A 1,267-nucleotide genomic window follows, 5' to 3' on the forward strand; every position below is an offset into this window, starting at 1 on the left:
CCCTTCAATCCAGCGGACTGTCAGCTCGCCGCCGACGAGCGTGGCGGTCCCGAGCGTGCCGCTCAATTCGATGCGTTCGGGAAACCCGGGATAAGCCGCGGTCGTCGCGTTGATCGTCGCGAGTCCGCCGCCGCTCAAACGCAGCGCTGCCGTCACGACATCCTCGCACTCCATTCGGTGAATTTGACTCGTGGTGACCAGCGCCGTGACTTCCACCGGGCATCCCGCGAGGTACAGGAAGAGGTCCAGTGTGTGGATGGCCTGCGTCAGGAGCACACCTCCACCGTCGCGCGCCTTCGTTCCGCGGCCTGGCACGTCGTAGTAGCTTTGCGGACGCYACCATCGGATGTCGACCGCCGCATTGGTAAGCGGCCCCAACTCACCCTTCTCGGTCATCTGCTTGAGTCGCTGCGCTGCGGGTCGTAGTCGATGTTGGAGCACGACTGCGAGGACGACGCCTCGCTGTTCGCAGATGTCGACCAGGTCTTCCGCGTGCTCCGTATTCACGTCCAAGGGCTTTTCGAGCAGGACATGAATGCCCCGGGCGGCGAGGCGCCTCACGATTTCGAGGTGCGTCGACGGTGGAGTCAGCACCAGTGCCGCTTGGACGGTGGGATCGTCGAGCACGTCAGCAATCGACGTCGTGGCTTGGGCACCCGCGAAATGAGCGGCTTCCAGTTGAACGCGCTCCAGCGTCTGGCCCACTATCCAGACCACTTCGATCCGGTCTGTCAGGTCCTGGAGGCTGGCCCGGTGTGGCGCCCATGCGAGTCCAGCACCAAAAACCGCGACGCGCAGCTTGGGGGAGACGGCGTTCATCGCGCGTCCTGCGCCCGGTGTTCGAAGACCAGTGCCGCCTCGCCTGGACCGGAACTGCCCCGAGCGGCTCGCGCGGCAAGGGCCGGTGCCACCTGCACGGTGAAGGGGAGCCTGTCGATAACATCCGTTGCGATGTTGACGCCGTCTGCAACCTCGATCAATCGCAGCCCGTGCTCGGCGAGCTCGAAGACCGCGCGTTCCGTGACATACAACACCTGCTGCCGATCTGCGCGCGCGCGCTGCCCGCTGAACGTGATGTGGCGAACCTCGGGCACGATCTTCGGAACCGAGCCGTACTTGAGGATTTCAAGCCGCCCGCTTGAATTTCGGACCTCCAGGCCCTTGGCCTCGAATGCGCCGCAGAAAACCACCTTCTTGGCCCTCTGCGTGATGTCCACAAAGCCGCCCGGGCCAACGATGTTCTCGCCAAGCCAAGAGACGTTGACAT

The 1,267-nt window shown here is 64.3% G+C and carries 1 protein-coding gene and 1 pseudogene; both read right to left on the minus strand.

The window, feature by feature from the left end:
- Positions 1–819: Gfo/Idh/MocA family protein (locus tag AC1DY5_RS56100; RefSeq protein ID WP_478122784.1), on the minus strand; the 819-nt coding region annotated here is incomplete at its 3' end.
- Positions 816–1,267 (minus strand): annotated as a pseudogene (locus AC1DY5_RS56105) (hypothetical protein); the annotation flags it as partial. The gene AC1DY5_RS56100 and the pseudogene AC1DY5_RS56105, both read right to left, overlap by 4 nt.

The organism is Variovorax sp. P4_D9 (assembly GCF_056401695.1).